This window comes from Gordonia alkanivorans NBRC 16433 (assembly GCF_000225505.1).
Taxonomy (GTDB): domain Bacteria; phylum Actinomycetota; class Actinomycetes; order Mycobacteriales; family Mycobacteriaceae; genus Gordonia; species Gordonia alkanivorans.
Map to the genome: position 1 here is coordinate 83,587 of NZ_BACI01000060.1, position 17,009 is coordinate 100,595.

The following is a 17,009-nucleotide window of genomic DNA, read 5'->3' on the forward strand; positions in this document are numbered from 1 at the left end:
GCGGCTCGGCTCACCTCGCACCTGAGCAGGAGCCGACCGGTTTGTCGGTACCTTTGGCCCATGGAGGTCCGCCGACTGCGATTGCTGCGTGAGTTCGCCGATCGTGAGTCGATCGGTGCGGTCGCCGACGCGATGCACATGACGCCGTCGGCGGTGTCACAGCAACTGAAGGTCCTCGCCGACGAGGCCGGCGTCCCGCTGTTCGAACCCGACGGTCGGCGCATCCGGCTGACCGAGGCGGGCCGCGCGCTGGTCTTGCGCGCCGACGAGGTGATCGCCGCCGTCGAACGGGCCCAGGAGGAGATGGCGTCATATCGGTCGGGCCGGGCCCGCGTACGGCTCGCGATGTTCCCGTCGGGTTCGACACTGTTGCTGCCGACCGTCCTCGATCGCGCCGCCGAATCCGGGATCGAGGTGCACGCTTTCCACCTCGACGTCGGATATCCGGATGCGGCACCTGCTCTCGCCGACTTCGACGTCGTCGTGACGCACCGGGACGAGCGGACACCTGCGGTCAACCAGTCGCGCGTGTGGGTTGCCGAGCTGATGCGCGAGCCGGTCGACGTGATCGTCCCCGCCGACAGTCCGCTCGCCGACGCCGACGAGGTGGCGGTGTCCGAGCTCGCCGAACACGATTGGATCAGCGTCGAGGGTGGGTTCCCGGTCGACGATGTGCTGCAATCCATTTCGGCGGTAACGGGGGTGGCGCCGCGTGTCACCCAGCGCATGCTGGACTTCACCACCATCGAGGCCCTCGTCGCCGGTGGCCACGGGATCGCGTTGATGCCGCGGTTCGCGGTCCGTCACCCAGGTGTGAAGCGGCTGGAACTCAAGGGCGTTCGCGCGGCACGCGTGTACGAGGCCCTCTCGCGGCCACGCTCCCGGACGGCGGTTGCGCAGGTCGTCGAGCTTCTGATGGCCACGGGCGCCGACCACGGTCAGTGATCGAAAAAGGCCGGTGGCCCACGCATTTCGCGTGATCCACCGGCCTGGTTCGTGTCCTGAGGATCAGACGCCCAGGCTCTTGCCGACGATGTCCTTCATGATCTCGGTGGTGCCACCGAAGATCGTCTGGATGCGGGCATCGGTGTAGGCGCGGGCCACGCGGTACTCGTTCATGTAGCCGTAGCCGCCGTGCAGCTGCAGGCAACTGTCGATGACACGCTTGGCGAGCTCGGTGCACCACCACTTGTTCTTGGAGGCGTCGATGGCGTCGAGTTCACCGTCGAGCACACCCTGGAGGCAGCGGTCGATGTAGACCTCGGCGATGTCCAGCTCGGTCGCCATCTCGGCGAGCGTGAAGCGGTTCGCCTGGAAGGTGCCGATGGGACGACCGAATGCCTTGCGGTCCTTGGTGTACTGCAGGGTCTCCTCGAAGATCGCGCGTGCGCCGGCGATCGCGCCGATGCCGATCGACAGACGCTCGGACGGGAGGTTCTGCATGAGGTGGTAGAAGCCCATGCCCTCCTGGCCGAGCAGGTTCTCGACCGGGACGCGCACGTTGTTGAAGTGCAGCTCGGCGGTGTCCTGCGCCTTGAGGCCCATCTTGTCGAGCTTGCGACCGCGCTCGAAGCCCTCCATGCCGCGCTCGACGACCAGGAGCGAGAACGCCTTGTGGCCGGCCGCGGGGTCCGGGTTGGTGCGGCACACGACCACCACGAGGTCGGAGTTGATACCCGACGAGATGAAGGTCTTGTTGCCGTTGAGGACGTAGTGATCGCCCTCCAGCTTCGCCGAGGTCTTGATGCCGGCGAGGTCCGAACCGGCACCGGGTTCGGTCATCGCGACGGCGAGGATCGTCTCACCGGTGGCGATACCCGGCATCCAACGCTTCTTCTGCTCGTCGTTGGCAAGGTGGACGAAGTACGGTGCGACGACGTCGTTCTGGAGGCTCAGGCCGGGTGCAGCGCCGTCGAACTTGGCGAACTCCTCGACGACGACCGCGTTGAAGCGGAAGTCGTCCATCGCGCCGCCGCCGCCGTACTCCTCCGGGATGTTGAAGCCCAGGAGGCCCGCGTCGCCGGCTTTCTTGAAGATCTCACGGTCGACCTGACCGGCCTTGGTCCATTCCTCGTTGTACGGACCGCACTCGCGGATCAAGAAGTTGCGCGCGGTTTCCCGCAGGGCCTCGTGCTCGTCTTCGAAGATCTTGCGTTTCATGGACTTTCTCCCTTTCGTGGACCGGAAACAGTGGTGTCAGTCGTCGTTCTTCGTGCTCTGCGCACCCACGACCCGCAGGGCGATCGAGGCGTAGGACGCCGCGACCTCTGCGGGTGTGCGAGCACCGGACGGGCGGTACCAGGTGGTGACCGCTTGGCAGGCGCCGAACAGATAGCGCAGGACGTCTTTGACGTCCTGGTCGAATCGGAACTCGTCCGAGTCCAGGCCTGCCTGGATGACGTCGGCGAGCATGTTCTCGGTCTCGGTCCGCATCGCGATGTAGGGCTCGCGGCGCGGGTCCTCCGGGTCGAGATGGCGGAACTCGCTTGCGACACTGGCCAGCTCGAGATCGCTGGTCATGTGCAGAACGATGGACTCGATCGCGTTCGACAGCTTCTCGCTCGGCGTGCGCCCTTCCTCGATCGCTGCTCCGACCCAGGCGAGGACCGACGTCATCGCCGCTTCGAGCAACTCCACGAGGATGCCGAGCTTGTTGTCGTGGTGGTAGTAGAGCGTCGGCAGGGACACCCCGGCGCGCGACGCGATGTCGCGGATCGAGGTTCCGTGGAACCCGCGCTCGTAGAACGCGCGCTTCGCCGCGACGAGTGTCGTCGGCAGCGGCACCGGCTCGCGCCGCCGCCAGTCCAACCCCTCGGTGTCGACCGTGAACCGTTTTCCGGCAGCGGCTTTCGCTGAGTCAGACACGTTCGATGATCGTGGCTTCGGGCATGGGTTTCCTCCGTGTGGTGTCGCGAACCGGTGCGGACCCAGCATGGCGCCCATCACTTTATCTAACGATCGTTATACAGGTGTAGCACGCATCCGTTCGGCGAATCAACAGGCTCGGAGGGATCCGGCATACGACGACGCCCCCGCCCCGTCGGAAACGGGGCGAGGGCGTCAGCGGATCAGCGGGTCAGATCGCGCCCTTGTTGGCGTCACCTGCGGGAACGGGGGAGAACGTCTTCACGTCCAGCGGGCCGGCCAGCAGCGGCCTGATCTTCTTACCGAGCTCGGTCAACGCCGGTGCGCCGCCGTGGGTGGCCAGCGCCTCGAAGGACTCCCAGCGCTCGATCATGACCAGGTCGGTCGAGTCGCCGGTGGCCTCGTGCAGTGCGTACTTGCCGCAACCGGGCTCGCCGTGCACCTCGGGAATGGCGGCCAGCACCGCGTCGCGGACAGCCTGCTCCTCGCCGGGCTTCGGCGAGATGGTGGCGACGACGATCACTTCGGACATGGGTGGGTACTCCTCGGGATGGGGACGGGATCGCTCGTGACGTTATGGGAGTGCGGTCGTGCGCGTGGCGAAATCGACGATGGTCGAACTCAGCGCCAGCCCAGTTCTGGTGCCACATACTTCAGAATCGACTCGATGACGTGTGCGTTGTACTCGACCCCGAGCTGGTTGGGCACGGTCAGCAGCAGGGTGTCGGCCGCGGCGATCGCCTCGTCCTCGCGCAGCTGCTCGATGAGCTTGTCCGGCTCGTCGGCGTAACTGCGGCCGAACCGCGCCACGCTGTTGTCGATGATGCCGACCTGATCGGACTCGTCGCCACCGCGGCCGAAGTAGGCCCGGTCGCGGTCGTCGACGAGTGCGAAGATGCTGCGGCTCACCGAGACCCGCGGTTCGTGCGGGTGGCCGGCGTCGGCCCAGGCCTTGCGGAAGCGCTGGATCTGCTCGGCCTGCAACTGGTGGAACGGGACGCCGGTGTCCTCGGTCAGCAGCGTCGACGACATCAGGTTCATGCCCTGCTGCGCAGTCCATTCGGCGGTCGCGCGGGTGCCGGCACCCCACCAGATGCGGTCGCGGAGACCGGGCGACTGCGGCTCGATGGGCAACAGTCCGGGCGGGTTCGGGAACATGGGTCGCGGGTTGGGGCGGGCGAAGCCGCCGCCCTCGATGACGCGGAGGAACACCTCGGTGTGCTGGCGGGCCATGTCGGCGTCGGTGGAACCCTCCGGCGGAACGTAGCCGAAGTATTTGTAACCCTCGATGACCTGCTCGGGGGATCCACGGCTGATACCGAGCTGCAGACGCCCGCCGGCGATGAGGTCGGCTGCGCCGGCGTCCTCGGCCATGTACAGCGGGTTCTCATACCGCATATCGTGGTTGCAACGCCCGTTCACGTAAGCTTGGTTGCATGGTCGAACTGGTAGCGCTGAGGAAGACGAACGAGGTGGCCGCGTACGTCCGCGCCTCCATGGACCGCAAGGGCGACCGCTGGACGGTCGATACGCAGCTGAGGAAGATCAGGGCGCTGGCCGAGGCCAAGGACTGGAACGTCGTCGAGGTCTACGAGGACAACGCGGTGTCGGCGACGAAGAAGCGCCGCGCTGGCACCCGGTGGGCCGAGATGCTGGACGACGCCCGCGCGGGCCGGTTCTCGATGGTGGTCGCCGTGGACATGGACCGGCTCCTGCGCAGCACGAAGGACCTGAACACGCTGATCGACCTCGGTCTGCGCGTCGTCACCGTGGACGGCGAGATCGATCTCTCGACGGCGGACGGCGAGTTCCGGGCGACGATGCTCGCCGCTCTCGCCCGGTTCGAGGCGCGTCGCAAGGCCGAGCGACAGATCAGGTCGAACGAGCGCCGACGTGCCGAGGGCATCCCCACGTCCGCCTGGAAGGCGTTCGGATGGTCGAGGGAGGGTGAGCTGATCGAGGAAGAGGCCGACGCGGTTCGGCGGGCCTTCGACGCGTTCCTCGGCGAGCCGTCGCTGTCGATCCGGCGCATCCGCGAGGACCTGAACAGCGCTGGTCACCTCACCGCCCGCGGCTCGGAATTCTCCGTCGATGCCGTGCGCTACCTGCTCGCGAACCCGCTTTACTGTGGCTACATCAAGCACTACGCATCCGGCGAGCTGTACCCGGTGCAGGGCGAGGCGTTCCCGCCCATCGTCAGCGAGCAGACGTGGCGGACCGCGGTGGCGAAGCTGGAGGACAACGTGCGGAGGTCGGCCAGGCAGGGCAACCAGCCGAAATACCTCCTGTCGACGATCGGGCTGTGCGGGAAGTGCGGTGCGACGCTCGTCTCGGGGACGAACAGCCGCAAGCAGCCGACGTATCGCTGCGGCGAGCAGTTCCACCTCACCCGCCAACGCGAGCCCGTCGATGCGATGGTCACCGAGGCAGTGCTCACCCGCCTGTCGTCGGTGGACGTGCACGACCTCGTGATGCCGCAGGAGGACGACGGGCCGGACCGCGAGGAGCTGCTGACCGAGCGGAACGCCCTGGTCGAGCGCGTAAAGGAGCTGAGCCCGCTGCTGCGCGACATCCATCAGCCGGTCCTGGAGATCACCGCGGCGATCAACGACGTGAAGGTCCGCATCGACGAGATCGACGCGGAGCTGCTCGACCGCTCGGTATCCGTGGCGGCGAAGCTGCTGGCAGACGTGGAGGAGGCGGTCGGCACCGCGGAGCGTCGCGAGGTTGTCGAGTCGAAGTGGAAGGCGTTGGACATAGACCGCCGCCGGATGCTCGTGGACGAGCTGGTGACTGTGACCATCGAGCCCATCGCGCCCGGTCACGTGAAGTTCGACCCCGACCTCATTCGCATAGAGCCGCGTCGCGACTGACTCATGAGTCAACTCGTCATTGCAATGGTGAGTCGACTCGTGGGAGAGTGGTTGCAGACAAGAAGATCCCACCGGGGCCGCGACTTAGAAGCGCGGGGTTCTGCTCCCGGATGAGTAGCCGGTCAAACAGCCCAACTACCGTGGCGGGGAACCGGAAGATACTCATATCTGAGGACTTCCGATGTCTGTCGTTATCGACGTTCCCCGCGCATCCGCGCTTGACTGCCCTGCTCTCGATCAGGACTCGTCTCCCGTTCCGCATGCTGATGGGCTCGATCCCGTCATCGCCGCCGCCCGCGCCGCCGGTCGCCGAGCCGGTGAGCGCCTGGCACTCACTCCGCTGACGCCGCGACAGCGCGCCGCCGTCGCCGCCGTGATGGGCGGTGGTCGCTGATGAGCGCGAACTCCGCCGCCTTCGATCACCTGACCAGCTTCCGCTGGCGACAGGGCGACCCGTCCCTCGCCGATGGCGAGGCCCAGCTCTACGACCTCGGCGTGCTCCGCTCCGTGCTGGAGGAGGCCGTCGAGATCGCCGTCGCCGACGCCCGCGCCGACGGGGTGACCTGGGCCAGGATCGGCGACGCCCTCGGCGTCACGCATCAGGCTGTCATCAAGCGCTACGGCCGGGGCGGTGGTCGCTGATGCACGCCGACGCACGCAACCTCAGCACCGCACCCGCCGACCTGACCCCGCCCGGAGGGCCTGGCCTGGCACCCGCCGAAGGCGGGCTGCCCATCGCCGTGATGACGGTCCGCAGCCGTGCTTCGCACTCCAAGAGTTTCGGGGGCCTCATTCGTTCCTACGGGCGCGGCAAGGGCTTGTCGATTGCCGCGCCTTGCAACAACGCGCCTGGTCAGAAGCCGATTCCGTCTTCGCTGCGTCGCGTCGCCTCGCGGGTTCATTTGAGGTCTCATTTGGGGGTCAATACGGGGTCATTTAGGCGCCGCACCCCCTCTGCGGCCCTCCACGCCGCCTGCGACGGGGGTGGTCGCCGTGGCTAAGCAGGAGAACAACCCGACGAGCATCGGGCTCACGCAGTACCTCGATCCGTCGTACTGGACCTGGGCTGCCGAGGACCCGAACGGGGCCGCGCTGCTCGAGCAGGGAGCCGGGGCGATCCTCGCCTACGTCGCGCAGCGGCTCGAGGCCATCGGCTGCGAGGTCATCGAGGCCTACGGAATCGTGCACGACAAGGATGAGCGCGAGGTCTGGAGCGACACGGAGAAGGCTCTGGTGGTCGAGCCGAAGCCCGATCACCTGCACGCGGTCATCAAGTTCGCCAGCCGTGCGAAGAGCGCGCCGCTGGATCGGCTCGCGTTCGGCATCGGCGTCGAGCCCCAGTACGTCGAGAAGCCGGGCCGCGGTCGGTACGCCTTCGACAACATGCTGTCGTACCTGACTCACGTGAAGTATGCGGACAAGCATCAGTACGCGCCGTCGGAGGTCGCCACGGTGCGCGGGCCGGACTACCTCGGGATCGACGCCCAGCGCCGGGAGACCTGGCTCAAGGGGCGCGCCCACGTGAAGAAGAAGGTCGTCGCGGAGAACTTCGAGGACATGCGGGAGCGGGTGCTGCAGGGCGAAATCACGCGGGATCAGATCATGCTCACGGACGAACTGTTCGACATCTACTCGCGGCATCAGCGGGAGATCGACGACGCGCTGTCGGCCTACGGCCAGCGCCGCGCGTACCGGGCGGCCGCGAAGCTGCGCGCCGGTGCCTTCTCGACGCACGTGGTGTTCGTCCACGGGGATGCCGGGATCGGCAAGACTCGGTTCGCAACGGATTTCATCACCGAGGCGATTAGCGCGGCCAATGCACATGGCGAGCGGTGGCAGGTCTACCGTGCCGCGACGGGGAACCCATTGGATGACTGGCGGGGCGAGGAGGTGCTGCTGCTGGACGATCTGCGGGCCTCGGCGATGGACGCGAACGATTGGCTGCTGCTGCTCGATCCGTATAACGCCTCGCCTGCGAAGGCTCGGTACAAGAACAAGGGCGAGGTGGCTCCGCGCCTCATCGTGATTACGGCGACGATCGAGCCGGTCGAGTTCTTCTACTACGCCCGCCAGAAGGGCAACGTGGACGAGGCGCTGGACCAGTTCATCCGCCGCCTGGCGTCGGTCGTGAAGGTCTACCGCGCCGACGACATCAACCGCTACCTCGTGCAGCACATCGGGAAGATCGAGCCCTACGAGTGGCACCAGTGCAGCATCCCGACCGCCGCGCACACGCCCGGCATGTACGGCAACGCGTACCACCAGAACGCCGGGTCGCGGGAACTGACGTACGGTCCGGAGACCTCGGCGGAACACGACGCGGACGGTGCGGTCGCGGAGCTGCTCAGCGGGCTCGCGGTGCGAAGTCCGGACGTGCCGCTGGCGCTGATCGAAGGTGCCGCATGAGCACCGATCAGCATTCGCTCTTCCAGGGGGTCGAGGGGGCCGGAGGCCCCTCGCAAGCAGGGCTGGAGGACACGAGCGTCAGCGATGTGTCCGACAGGCCTACTGCTTGCCACTCTGGCGTACAGGTGGAGCAGCAGACCGACTCCCAGGTGAACACCGGTCGGGCTGATGCGGAGGCTGTGCGTCAGAGTCACGGCGGCGCGAAGCGTCGTCGTGGGGGCCGCGCGAAGCTCGATACCGACTTCGGGGAGGAGACGCTCGCGGCGCTTCGCACTCGTGCGAAGCGGCTCGGGCTGGCTCCGAGCACGTGGGTACGGACCGTCGTACGCGATGCCCTCCACGCCTCCCGCTCGGAGGAGTTGGACGCCGCCGTGGCGGCGCACCTGCTCGGGGTCGAGGCGCGTGTGCAGGCGTCGGCGGACGCTCGTGAGCTGGCTGCCCAGGTGCGCCCGCTGGCGATCAACGTCAACGACTTGGATCGCCGCGCGCGCGCCGGTGAGGCGGTGGCGCTGTCGTCGGAGGTGCCCGAGCTGATCGAGCTGCTGCGCGAGGTCCGCGCCTTGCTCGGGGATCGGACGGCCGCATGAGCACCACCCACTACAGCCCGAGCACCAGCGCCGCCGACACCGAGCGCTATATCCGCGGGAAGGAGGACGAGCGGGGCGTCGCGATCACGTGCGAAGTGCCGGGAGGCCCTGGCGCATTCTCGGCGCGCGCACGGGCGCTCACGCAGAACACCACGCGCGAGGTCGAGGCGCTGCATTACCGGCAGTCTTTCAGCGACGAGGAGTTCGACCCGAAGAACCCGGAGCACGTGCAGCGGGTGAACGATCTCGGCTATCAGCTCGCGAAGAGGATGCACCCCGACTCGGACTGCCTCGTGGTCAGTCACGTGGATGGCCGGGGCAGAAAGCCGCATAACCACATCTTGGTCATCAATCACAGCAACCGGACCGGAAAGGCGCTCTCGGACTACCGGACGTTCCACGATCGCAAGGCCGGGAACCAGCGGGGCGTGCAGTCGGCGAACGACGAGCTGATGCGAGAGCACGGGCTCTCGGTCGTGAAGCGGCTGGAGCACGCGCCGAAGGACTGGGAGCTGCGCCGCGAGGACTTCGCGGAGGGCGGGCTCGACCGCGAGATGGGTGACCGGATGAGCGCCGCACTGGCCGACCCCCGCGTGGTGGACAAGGCCGGTCTCGAAGCGGTGATCGAGGAGCAGAACCAGCAGCTCGACGACGCCGGGGAACGTGTGCCGAGGATGCGGCTGCACAGCCCCGTCAGCAAGAAGGGCAAGCGCGCCGGGCAGGAGACCTGGACGCTCTACATCGAGGACCGCCGCGGCGAGTCCGGCCGCGCCGATCGCCGCAAACGCGCGAGCGCGCTCTCGGCGGACTTCACCCCGGAGGGCGCGCAGGCGTTCTTCGACTACCACCAGCAGCAGAAGGAGCAGGAACATGAGCGCAGCGCTCGACAGGCTGAAGCAGCAGAACGGGCCCGTGCAGTCGCCGCAGCCGCTCGGCAGTCCGGAGACGATGGAGCTGTTGACCTCGATCCTCGCCGCCGTCGAGGCGCAGAATACGAGGATTGCCACGCTGACCGAGCAGCAGAAGAAGCTCGCGGGGTTCGTGAAGGTCATGGACGAGGAGACGACGAGGCGGCTGGAGCGGATCACGACCCCGGCGTCGACCTCCTCGCCCTCCAGCGACGTGTCCGCGAGGATCGCGAGTATCGAGAGCAGGCAGAACGAGATCGCGAGCACGCTCGGCGAGTTCGCGCAGAGTCTCAACGGCGAGAGCTTGAACGCCGCGTCGCGAACCTTGGTCGCGGAGGCGCAGAAGAATCGCGCGGCTACGGCCTCGGCGATTGAGGGTCTGAAGGTGCAGGCCACAACGAACCAGAAGCTTGTGAGCCAGGTCGGCGGCGCGGTGCAGCGGATCGAGAAGCGTACTGAGGAGCGGGTCGAGAAGGCCGTCGAGCAGGTCGCCGGGGAGGCCTCGGCCACGATGACCGCGAACCTCGACGCCTCGAACGAGCGCGCCGAGCGGATGATGGCGGCGACGGCGAAGCTCGAAGCGCGTCAGCTCTGGTCGGCCGCCGCTGCGATGTGCCTCGCCCTGCTGCCGGTGGTCGTGGTCGTCGCCGGGCTCTGGATGGGCATCGCCGGTCTCATCACGGGCGCTCAGTGGGCGCTCGACGTGGACGGGCGCATCTGGCTCGGCATCGGGCGCTGGCTCGTGGTCTCCGTGGGTCTCGCCGGGGCCGGCTACGGGCTCTTCGCGTCCGTCCGCTCGGCCGCCGGTCTCGTGGAGACGTGGAAAGGTCGCGGGGTGCCGAAGTGGCCGAGGTGGCGATGATGGCTGGATCCGCTCGAGCTACCGGTTCCGATCAGCGGTCGAAGGATTTTCGCAGCAGCCGGTCCTGCGGCCTCGGTGCCGCCGCCCTAACCTGACGAGCATCCCCGCCGTGACGGCCATCACGACGGCGATCCCGGCACCGATGATCCAGGGGTTACCGAGGAGCCCACCGACGCCCGCGAGTGCTCCGCCCGCCGCGATGAGCGGCAGGCCGCAACAGAGCAGCAACGGAAGCGCGCAGCATGCCAGCAAGAGCAGTCCGGTCCCTGCAGCGACGACGGGACCGGCGCGCCGTTCGTCGCGGTCCTGATCGGCGCTCGTCGTCTGCACCTCTTCAGGATGAGATCTCCCCGATTGCCTGCGCTGCCGGTCATGCGCAGCACGACAGCAGCGACGGGTCGGTGGTGAAGGCCTTCGCGGCGATCCGGATGCCCTCGGCCATCGTCAGGTAGGGAGCCCAGGCGTCGGCGATCTCGGCGACGGTCTTGCCGAGCACGTGGACACCGGCGGCGGCGAGCTCTCCGGCGTCCTTGGCGACGGCGGTCAGGCCGAGGATCTCGTTCGTGTCGGCGTTCACGACGATCTTGATGAACCCGCGGGTGTCCCGGTTGACCAGCGCGCGGGGCACGTGGTGCAGCGGCAGGACGCGGCAATCGCAGCGGATCCCCGCAGCAAGCACTTCCTTCTCGGTCATCCCGACCGCTCCGATCGCGGGCCCGGTGAACGTCACCCGCGGCAGGCGGGAATAGTCGACGGCACGATCGGCGTCGGCGAACGCGTTCTCGGCGACGAGGGTGCCGTGGTGGGCGGCGACGTAGACGAACTCGGGGTGCCCGGTCACGTCGCCCGCGGCCCAGATCCGCGGGTTCGAGGACCGCAGCCGGTCGGAGACGACCACCTCGCCGGAGTCCCCGGTCTTCACCCCGACCGCATCGAGGTTCAGGCCATCGGTGACGGGACGGCGTCCGAGGGCGACGAGCACCTGCTCGGCGCGGAACTCCTGCGAGTCGCCGGACACGTCGGCGGTCACGACGGCCTCGCCTCCCGTGCCGCGGGAGACCCGGGTGGGCACCACGCGGCGGACGACGCGGATGCCTTCGTCGGCGAACGCCTCCTGAAGCGCCTTGGACACCTCCGGCTCCTCCTTCGAGGCGAGCCGGGACCGCACCAGCAGCGTGACCTGCGAGCCGAGGCGAGCGAACAGCTGCGCCTGCTCCAGGGCGACGTAGCCGCCGCCGAGCACCAGCAACGACTCAGGAACCTCAGCGAGTTCCATTGCCGTGGTCGAGGTCAGGTACCCGGTCTCCTCCAGGCCGTCGATCGGCGGAGCCCACGGGCGAGAACCAGTCGCGACCAGGAAGTGGTCGGCCTCGATGGTCTCGACCGTCCCGTCGCCGGCGATGATCTCCAGTACCGGGGCGTCTGGGCCGCCGGCGAACGATGCATCGCCGCGGCGGACCTGCCAGCCGTAGGAGTCGGCGACGTCGGCGTACTTCTCGCCGCGCAGCGACTCGACCAGCGCCTGCTTCCCGGCGATCAGCGCAGGCATGTCCACTGTCTCAGCCGTCGCCGCGATCCCCGGGAACCGGCCTGAAGCGTCGGCGGCGACGTGACGGGTGTCGGCAGCGGCGATGAGGGCCTTCGACGGCACGCAGCCGGTGTTCACGCAGGTGCCGCCGAGCGTCCCGCGCTCGATCATCACCACCGACTTGCCGAGCGTGGTCGCACGGATGGCGGCGGCGAATGCTCCGCCTCCGGATCCGATGATGGCGAGGTCGTACTTGGTAGGCATCGCTGCTCCTGTCAGTCCTTGGCGTTCTGCTCTGTCTCAGCCATACTGGACCTTCCAGTGCAGGGGAAGGTCAAGCCTGCTCCTGCCGAACGATCGGAGGCCGCGATGCGCATCGGAGAACTCGCCGAACGCGCGGGCACCACGGCGAAGACGCTCCGCTTCTACGAGGGGCAGGGGCTGCTTCCGCCGGCCGAGCGCACGCAGTCCGGCTATCGCGACTACGCACCCGAGACGGTCGCCCGGATCGACTTCGTCCACCGCGGCCAGGCCGCGGGCCTCACCCTCGCCCAGATCCGCCAGATCCTCGACATCCGCGACGGCGGCCATGCGCCCTGCGAGCACGTGCGCGACCTGCTTGACGTGCGCCTCGCTGAGATCGAGCAGCAGATCGCGCAGCTCTCCGTGCTGCGCGACACTATCGCGGACCTCAGACAGGACGCCGCGCACCCGGACCCTGAAACGTGCAGCACCGATCAAGTGTGTAGGTACTTGTAGACGACGGTAGCCAATGACTCCAACGCTACAACCCCGATATGCGCTAGCGCATGTCGATGACACCGGTGCCGATCTCGATGCGGCTGGTCTTGGCGCCGATCGCCGACAGTAGCGGGAACGGCGACGCCAGCTGCCGCGCGAAGTGATGCACCCGGAAGTACGCGCCGTCGGCGCCCAGTTCCTCGGCCGCCACGGCGAGGTCGATCGACTGCAGCAATGTGTCGGCGGCCGTGCGGACCTGCGATCCGGGCGACTCCGACCAGTGACCGAACGACAGGAAACCGATCTTCTTCATGATCGGTAAATGAAACCACGGTCCGGATTGTTCCCACCCCGAGGGCGAGGAGTACCGGTACCGCAGGTCAGTCGCGGACGTCCACCGGCGTCTGGGTTCGTACGTCCGTCGTCACGACCTGGCCCTCACGCCGGTTCCGGGCCGCATCTGCCAGGGACGTGATGAACTGCTCGGCCGCCCACCGGAGGGCCTCACGGTCCTCGGGGAGTGTGGTCTGTTCGTATCCGGTGAGGACGAAGTTGGCCCAGCTCGAGTAGCGATGGGCGGCGACCCGGTCGTGGAGAAGCTCCATGGCGATGTCGAAGACCACGTCGTATCGGGAACGATCGGCGGCCTCCTGCACCTTGCCGACGTCCGGATCCATCGCCGCCCAGGTGCGGATCGCGGCTTCTGCGTCGTGAGGGAGCGACACCGCGAACTCGATGAGGTCGACCATCCGGCGTAGTGGGTCGGGTTCGGCCCGGGCGGCCGCGACCTCCACCTCGGTGCGTGATGCGAGCCAGTGTTCGATGAGCTGGTTGGTGTAGTCCGACCAGTTCTTGAAGAAGTGATAAAACGAGCCGCTCGTCACCCCGAGCCGGTTGCACACCTCGGACAGCTTCAATGCGCTGTATCCGGAATCGGCGAGGACGGCGAGGCCAGTCTCCAGATACAGCTCCCGGGTTGTCGTGGCTCCCATGCGGCAACGGTATCCAAGAACTCGGCGGGAGGTATGGCGGCGTTGTGCCGTGTTTCGCGTGGACTGGCACGAAGATGCGCAATGGGCCGGGACCCCGGACGAGGATCGCCCGTCGACGTGGTCCCGGCCCATCAGCCGGAGATGTATTCGATTGTCCGTTGCGCGAGGGCTTTTACGGAGCCCAGGTGCGCGGTGCGGCTTCGTCCTCGGCGGCGGGGGTCGAGGCGACGCGGTAGGCGCGGTTGACCGCGGAGACCACGGCACGCAGGCTTGCGGTGGTGATCGACGACGCCACGCCGACACCCCAAACGGTCTCGCCGTTGACCTCGGTCTCCACGTACGCCGCCGCGCTGGCGTCGCCGCCCGCGGTCAGGGCGTGCTCGCTGTAGTCCAGGACGCGGACGTCGTAGCCGACGGTGCCCAGGGCGTCGACGAAGGCGGCCAGCGGACCGTTGCCCGAGCCGGTGATCTCCCGCTCGTTGCCCTCGATCTTCACCACGGCGGTGATGTGGTCCTCGCCGCCGTCGACCTCGGCCGCGTCGACCTTCTGGCGGATGCGCTCCAGCGGCCAGACCGGGTGCAGGTAGTTCTGGGCGAACACATCCCACATCTCCTTGGGATTGACCTCGCCGCCCTCGCCGTCGGTGATCTTCTGGATCTCGCGGCTGAACTCGATCTGCAGACGACGCGGCAGGTTCATGCCGTGGTCGGCCTTCATGATGTAGGCGACGCCGCCCTTGCCGGACTGGCTGTTCACGCGGATGACGGCCTCGTAGCTGCGGCCGACGTCCTTCGGGTCGATCGGCAGATACGGTACGGCCCAGACGATGTCGTCGACGTCGGAGTCGGCGTCGTCGGCGTCGTACTTCATCTGGTCCAGGCCCTTGTTGATGGCGTCCTGATGGCTGCCGGAGAAGGCGGTGAAGACCAGGTCGCCGCCGTACGGGTGACGCTCGGGGACGTTCAGCTGGTTGCAGTACTCGACGGTGCGACGGATCTCGTCGATGTCGGAGAAGCTGATCTGCGGGTCGACGCCGCGGCTGAACATGTTCATGCCCAGGGTCACCAGGCAGACGTTGCCGGTGCGCTCACCGTTGCCGAACAGACAGCCCTCGATGCGGTCGGCACCGGCCTGGAAGCCCAATTCGGCTGCGGCGACACCGGTTCCGCGGTCGTTGTGCGGGTGCAGGCTCAGGATGATCGAGTCGCGGCGGGCCAGGTTGCGGTGCATCCACTCGATCGAGTCCGCGTAGACGTTCGGCGTGGCCATCTCGACGGTCGCGGGCAGGTTGACGATCATCGGCTTCTCGGGGGTGGGGGCGATGATCTCGGTGACCGCGTCGACGACCTCCTTGGCGAAGCTCAGCTCGGTGCCCGTGTAGGACTCCGGCGAGTACTCGTAGCGCCAGTTGGTGTCGGGGTAGTTCTTCTCCACCTCGAGCACCTTGTGGGCGGCGTCGGTGGCGATCTTGACGATGGCCGGCTTGTCGGCACGGAAGACCACCCGGCGCTGCAGCACCGAGGTGGAGTTGTAGAAGTGCACGATCACGTTCGCGGCACCGCGGCAGGCCTCGAAGGTGCGCTCGATCAGTTCCTCGCGACACTGCGTCAGGACCTGGATGGTGACGTCGTCGGGGATCGCGTTGTCCTCGATGATCTCGCGGACGAAGTCGTAGTCGGTCTGGCTCGCCGACGGGAAGCCGACCTCGATCTCCTTGTAGCCCATGCGGACCAGCAGGTCGAACATGCGACGCTTGCGCGCCGGGCTCATCGGATCGATCAGTGCCTGGTTGCCGTCACGCAGGTCGACCGCACACCACAGCGGGGCCTTGGTGATGACCTTGTCGGGCCAGGTGCGGTCGGGCAGCGAGATCGTCTCGACCTCGTCGGCGAACTGACGGTAGCGGTGAACCGGCATCGCGGAGTTGCGCTGCGGATTCCATACGGGCTGGTCGGCGGGAATCGGGCCGTTCGGCTCGACGATTCGGCTGGCGCCGGAGGTGAAGGTGTCTGCTGGTGCCATGAGTGGTCATTCTCCGTGTCTGGAAGGAAAGTGACCGGCGCGTGATTGGGCCCCGCGACGGAGGGCCGGTCGTGTCAGACCCCGCCGCGGCAACCGAGAAGGAGTGCGCGCTGCATGCGCTCGACTGTACTCCTCAGTGCTATCGAGACCAAAGGTGCAGGTGGAAGCCTATTCCTGGTCCGTCGGTCGGTGGCAGGCGGGGCCCGCATCAGCGGTCCTCGTCGGGGCCGAGGACCTCGTCGTCGAACCTCTCGCGCGCGGCGTCGATGGCCGGCAGATGCGTCGACGCCCACTCCAGGAGTCCGTCGATCGGTTCGCGAACGGTCTTGCCCAGCGGCGTGATCCGGTACTCGACGGAGACCGGTCGTGTGCTGAGCATGCGGCGTTCGATGATGCCGTTTCGCTCGAGGCGGCGCAGCGTGCTGGTGAGCGACTTCTGCGACACCGCCGGGATGGCGCGGCGCAGTTCGTTGAACCGAGACGGCGCCTCACACAGTTCGTTCAACACGCTCAGGGACCATTTGTCCAGGACCTGACCCAGCAACTCCCGGGACGCGGCGTCGATCCTCAGTTCGTGTTCGCCTCTCGGCGAGGGCGGTGCGGCTGCAGGGGTATCGGGCATGAGACCTGGTTTCGTTGAAGTAACCGAACGGAACCAAGTATACAAGCGATACCTACAAAGACCAGGAGGAACTCATGTCCGTCACGCTCTCCAGCCCCGAAGGCATGCTGCCGAACGCCCCGTACCACCACGTTGCGGTGGGAACCGGCACCCGACACGTGTACCTCGCCGGACAGGTGGCTCACACCGGTGACGGATCGCCGATCCCGGCCGACCTCGCTGGGCAGGTCGCCCAGGCGCTGCGGAACGTCGCCCGCGGCTTGCGCGGCGCAGGCGCGGATTTCGGCGACGTCGTGCGTCTGACGGTGTACGTGACCGACTGGGAACCGGCGAAGATCGGGGACTTCATGGCCGGGATCGAAGCCGTGGCCGACGAGGTGGGACTGCCCACGCCGATGCCGCCGGCCACGCTGATCGGCGTGCAGGCGCTGTACGAACCGGAGGTGCTGGTCGAGATCGAGGCGACCGCCATCGTGAACTGACCCCTCCGCGCCCCCTCTTCGGGGGGTGCCGTGCAGGGGCGGTCCCGGTGAAGCTATGACATGCATCTCACCAGGAGCCGCGAGTGACCGAACTCATTCCCACGCCCGGAGGGGTGTACG

General features: G+C 67.5%; 18 protein-coding genes and 2 pseudogenes. 10 read left to right on the forward strand and 10 right to left on the reverse strand.

Going from position 1 to position 17,009, the window contains the following annotated elements; all coding sequences use genetic code 11:
- Nucleotides 1–60: 60 nt before the first annotated feature.
- Complete coding sequence (locus GOALK_RS11415; protein ID WP_006358974.1) at nt 61–945, forward strand: LysR family transcriptional regulator; 885 nt, start codon at nt 61–63, stop codon at nt 943–945.
- 63 nt (nt 946–1,008) lie between these two features.
- Here GOALK_RS11415 and GOALK_RS11420 read toward each other — a convergent pair whose 3' ends face one another.
- The 4 genes and pseudogenes from GOALK_RS11420 to GOALK_RS11435 form a co-directional block, all read right to left on the reverse strand.
- Nucleotides 1,009–2,160 (reverse strand): acyl-CoA dehydrogenase family protein, encoded by a 1,152-nt coding sequence (locus GOALK_RS11420; protein ID WP_006358975.1) that lies wholly within the window; start codon nt 2,158–2,160, stop codon nt 1,009–1,011.
- 36 nt (nt 2,161–2,196) lie between these two features.
- Nucleotides 2,197–2,865, reverse strand: a complete 669-nt coding sequence (locus GOALK_RS11425) for a TetR-type transcription factor C-terminal domain-containing protein (protein WP_006358976.1) — start codon at nt 2,863–2,865, stop codon at nt 2,197–2,199.
- Nucleotides 2,866–3,076: 211 nt separating this feature from the next.
- A complete protein-coding gene (locus GOALK_RS11430) occupies nt 3,077–3,397 on the reverse strand; it encodes a putative quinol monooxygenase (protein WP_006358977.1) in 321 nt (106 codons plus the stop codon).
- Between the two features lie 89 nt (nt 3,398–3,486).
- Nucleotides 3,487–4,266, reverse strand: a pseudogene (locus GOALK_RS11435) (LLM class flavin-dependent oxidoreductase); the annotation flags it as partial.
- Nucleotides 4,267–4,301: 35 nt separating this feature from the next.
- Between GOALK_RS11435 and GOALK_RS11440 the strand changes: the two are divergent.
- The 7 genes from GOALK_RS11440 (at nt 4,302) to GOALK_RS23485 (ending at nt 10,501) form a co-directional block, all read left to right on the forward strand.
- The gene (locus GOALK_RS11440) at nt 4,302–5,738 is read left to right on the forward strand and encodes a recombinase family protein (protein ID WP_006358979.1); all 1,437 of its coding nucleotides are present in this window, start codon (nt 4,302–4,304) and stop codon (nt 5,736–5,738) included.
- Between the two features lie 181 nt (nt 5,739–5,919).
- Complete coding sequence (locus GOALK_RS23470) at nt 5,920–6,132, forward strand: hypothetical protein (protein WP_006215449.1); 213 nt, start codon at nt 5,920–5,922, stop codon at nt 6,130–6,132.
- Complete coding sequence (locus GOALK_RS11445; protein WP_006215448.1) at nt 6,132–6,380, forward strand: hypothetical protein; 249 nt, start codon at nt 6,132–6,134, stop codon at nt 6,378–6,380. The genes GOALK_RS23470 and GOALK_RS11445 overlap by 1 nt, the downstream gene beginning before the upstream one ends.
- Nucleotides 6,381–6,731: 351 nt before the next feature.
- Entirely contained in the window at nt 6,732–8,144 is a 1,413-nt protein-coding gene (locus GOALK_RS11450) for a Rep family protein (RefSeq protein WP_006358981.1), read from the forward strand.
- Nucleotides 8,141–8,731, forward strand: coding sequence for a hypothetical protein (locus tag GOALK_RS11455; RefSeq protein WP_006358982.1), 591 nt, complete (start codon nt 8,141–8,143; stop codon nt 8,729–8,731). The genes GOALK_RS11450 and GOALK_RS11455 overlap by 4 nt, the downstream gene beginning before the upstream one ends.
- On the forward strand, nt 8,728–10,014 hold the full coding sequence (locus tag GOALK_RS23480) for a relaxase/mobilization nuclease domain-containing protein (RefSeq protein ID WP_006215444.1): 1,287 nt from the start codon (nt 8,728–8,730) through the stop codon (nt 10,012–10,014). The genes GOALK_RS11455 and GOALK_RS23480 overlap by 4 nt, the downstream gene beginning before the upstream one ends.
- Nucleotides 10,015–10,024: 10 nt before the next feature.
- Entirely contained in the window at nt 10,025–10,501 is a 477-nt protein-coding gene (locus GOALK_RS23485) for a hypothetical protein (RefSeq protein ID WP_006215443.1), read from the forward strand.
- An 18-nt stretch (nt 10,502–10,519) separates the two neighbouring features.
- Here GOALK_RS23485 and merT read toward each other — a convergent pair whose 3' ends face one another.
- Together merT and merA are read right to left on the reverse strand one after the other, a co-directional pair.
- Nucleotides 10,520–10,831, reverse strand: a complete 312-nt coding sequence (gene merT / locus GOALK_RS11465; protein ID WP_006358984.1) for a mercuric ion transporter MerT — start codon at nt 10,829–10,831, stop codon at nt 10,520–10,522.
- Between the two features lie 40 nt (nt 10,832–10,871).
- Nucleotides 10,872–12,293, reverse strand: coding sequence for a mercury(II) reductase (gene merA / locus GOALK_RS11470; protein WP_006215442.1), 1,422 nt, complete (start codon nt 12,291–12,293; stop codon nt 10,872–10,874).
- 105 nt (nt 12,294–12,398) lie between these two features.
- Here merA and GOALK_RS11475 point away from each other — a divergent pair, with 105 nt between their 5' ends.
- On the forward strand, nt 12,399–12,788 hold the full coding sequence (locus GOALK_RS11475; RefSeq protein WP_006215441.1) for a heavy metal-responsive transcriptional regulator: 390 nt from the start codon (nt 12,399–12,401) through the stop codon (nt 12,786–12,788).
- 46 nt (nt 12,789–12,834) lie between these two features.
- Here the strand turns inward: GOALK_RS11475 and GOALK_RS11480 are convergent.
- The 4 genes and pseudogenes from GOALK_RS11480 to GOALK_RS11495 all read right to left on the reverse strand — a co-directional run.
- Nucleotides 12,835–13,083 (reverse strand): annotated as a pseudogene (locus GOALK_RS11480) (LLM class flavin-dependent oxidoreductase); the annotation flags it as partial.
- Nucleotides 13,084–13,150: 67 nt separating this feature from the next.
- On the reverse strand, nt 13,151–13,762 hold the full coding sequence (locus GOALK_RS11485) for a TetR/AcrR family transcriptional regulator (RefSeq protein WP_006358986.1): 612 nt from the start codon (nt 13,760–13,762) through the stop codon (nt 13,151–13,153).
- Nucleotides 13,763–13,934: 172 nt separating this feature from the next.
- The gene (gene leuA / locus GOALK_RS11490; RefSeq protein WP_006358987.1) at nt 13,935–15,785 is read right to left on the reverse strand and encodes a 2-isopropylmalate synthase; all 1,851 of its coding nucleotides are present in this window, start codon (nt 15,783–15,785) and stop codon (nt 13,935–13,937) included.
- Between the two features lie 208 nt (nt 15,786–15,993).
- Nucleotides 15,994–16,407, reverse strand: a complete 414-nt coding sequence (locus GOALK_RS11495; RefSeq protein WP_006358988.1) for a winged helix-turn-helix transcriptional regulator — start codon at nt 16,405–16,407, stop codon at nt 15,994–15,996.
- Nucleotides 16,408–16,481: 74 nt separating this feature from the next.
- Here GOALK_RS11495 and GOALK_RS11500 point away from each other — a divergent pair, with 74 nt between their 5' ends.
- Nucleotides 16,482–16,889: a RidA family protein gene (locus GOALK_RS11500; RefSeq protein ID WP_006358989.1), complete on the forward strand. Its 408-nt coding sequence runs from the start codon at nt 16,482–16,484 to the stop codon at nt 16,887–16,889.
- Nucleotides 16,890–17,009: the final 120 nt, after the last annotated feature.